Origin of the sequence: Saccharopolyspora sp. NPDC002686, assembly GCF_040295745.1 — a bacterium.
Lineage (GTDB): Bacteria > Actinomycetota > Actinomycetes > Mycobacteriales > Pseudonocardiaceae > Saccharopolyspora > Saccharopolyspora oryzae.
In genome coordinates, this window is the sequence record NZ_JBEOVY010000614.1 from 1 (window position 1) to 2,027 (window position 2,027).

Consider the following 2,027-nt stretch of genomic DNA (forward strand, 5'->3'; position numbering starts at 1 on the left):
CCGTGAGCACTTTCTGTTGCTATAGCACCAGAAAGTGCTCACGGGGCATCAGGTGAGGTCGACCAGGGCCTGGACCGGGAGGTGATCGGAGGGGAAGTAGCCGTCGCGGCGGAAGTCGTTGATCGCCGCTCGACGCACCGAGACCTTGTCGTTGTGCAGGATCCAGTCGATGCGGTCCTTGCCCTCGACCGGATCCTTGTACCCGGCGAAGGTGCCCCAGGCCGGGGTGAGCTGCCGGTCCGCGGTCGTCCAGGTGTCGGCCAGGCCGCCGCCGGTGAGGATCCGGTAGGACTCCGAGCTGCCCGCCGCTGTGTTGAAGTCGCCGGTGAGCACCACCGGCAGCCCGGCGTCGAACCCGGCGATGCGCTCGCCCACCAGCTGCGCGCTGCGCTGGCGGGACGGCTCCGACTGGTGGTCGAAGTGGGTGTTGACGTGGGTGAACTCGCGACCGCTGCGGCGGTCGTGGAAGCGCACCCAGGTGACCATCCGGATCACGTTGTTGCCCCACGACTTCGAGCCGATCACCGACGGGGTGTCGGAGAGCCAGAAGTGGTCGTAGTCCAGCGGTTCCAGGCGGCGGGCGTCGTAGTAGATCGACATGAACTCGCCGCGGCCACCGCCCTCGCGCCCCAGCCCGATCCAGTCGTAGAACGGCGGGACGTCCTGCAGGACGTCCTTGACCTGGTTGAACATCGCTTCCTGCACGCCCAGCACGGTGGGCTGCTCGATGCCGATCAGCTCGGCGAGGATCGGGCGGCGGATGCGCCACGAATCCGGGTCCGGCGGAGCGGCCTTCGTGTCGGTGCGGATGTTGAAGGTCATCACGTGCAGCTGCTGGCCTTCGGCCGGGCCGATCAGCGCCCCGCCCGCCGGTGCGGCCGCCGCCTGACCGGTGCCGAACGCACCGGCGACCGCAGCGGCTCCGGCCAGTCCGAGCACACCTCGTCGGGAAACTCCTGACACAACGCCTCCTTCGTCTGCGCCTGAAGATCTTCACGCGGGGCGGTGGGGTTTTCGTTGACCGGAGAGCGAACATCGTCCGAATTTCCCGATTGCCCGGACGTTTCGAGCCGGCTGTCGGTGGGGGTGGCTAGGCTCGGTAGATATGAACGATCGTCGTCTTCTGCTGGTGCACGCCCATCCCGATGACGAGGCCACCGCCACCGGCGCCACCATGGCCCGCTACTGCGCGGAAGGCGCCTCGGTTTCGCTGGTGACCTGCACCAGCGGCGAACTCGGCGAGGTCATCGCCGACGACCTCGCGCACCTGCGCGGGAACCCCGACGCGCTGGGGGAGTACCGGCGCGGTGAGATCAGCGCGGCGCTGGCCGAGTTCGGCGAGGTCCGGCACCACTGGCTCGGCGGCCCGGGCCGCTTCCGGGACAGCGGGATGGCCGGTGAGGACGGCAACACCGCGTCCGGTGCGTTCGCCGCGGCGGATCCGGCCCAGGTCACCCGCGCCATGGTCGAGATCCTGCGCGCCGAGCGGCCGCACGTGGTGGTCACCTACGACGAGCACGGCGGTTACGGGCACCCGGACCACATCGCCGCGCACCGCGCCGTCATGACCTCCCTCGACCCGGCCGCCGACCCGGACTACGCCCCGGAACTCGGCGAACCGTGGGAGGTGCCGAAGGTGTACTGGACGACGCTGCCGCGCTCGATCCTCAAGCGGGTCGAGGAAGCGGGCGTCGAGGGCTTCGAGCCGTACACGGTGCCGGACGAGGAGCTGACCGCGATGGTCGACGGCCGCGACTTCCACTCGGCCAAGATCGCCGCGCTGCGCCACTACCGCAGCCAGGTCGACCTCGACGACGGCGAGTTCTTCGCCCAGCTGGTCCTGCGCCCGGAGTTCGCCCTGGAGCACTACCTCCTGGTCCGGGGCGACCGGGGCCCCGGCGTCGGCCCCAACAACTGGGAGCCGGACCTCTTCGCCGGCCTCTCCTGACGGTTCGTCCGGGCCCGTGTTCCCGCAATTTCAATGGAAATCGGACCTCTGATATCCAATGCAATTGCGGAAGATCTAC

General features: G+C 69.1%; 2 protein-coding genes. One reads left to right on the forward strand and one right to left on the reverse strand.

Going from position 1 to position 2,027, the window contains the following annotated elements; genetic code table 11:
* Positions 1 to 48: 48 nt before the first annotated feature.
* Positions 49 to 963, reverse strand: a complete 915-nt coding sequence (locus ABTZ89_RS38260) for an endonuclease/exonuclease/phosphatase family protein (RefSeq protein ID WP_351054288.1) — start codon at positions 961 to 963, stop codon at positions 49 to 51.
* Between the two features lie 160 nt (positions 964 to 1,123).
* On the opposite strand from ABTZ89_RS38260, the gene mshB reads away from it, so the two are divergent.
* Positions 1,124 to 1,948 carry an N-acetyl-1-D-myo-inositol-2-amino-2-deoxy-alpha-D-glucopyranoside deacetylase gene (mshB, locus tag ABTZ89_RS38265; protein ID WP_351054291.1) on the forward strand — a complete coding sequence of 275 codons (825 nt, stop codon included), beginning with the start codon at positions 1,124 to 1,126 and terminating at the stop codon, positions 1,946 to 1,948.
* Positions 1,949 to 2,027: the final 79 nt, after the last annotated feature.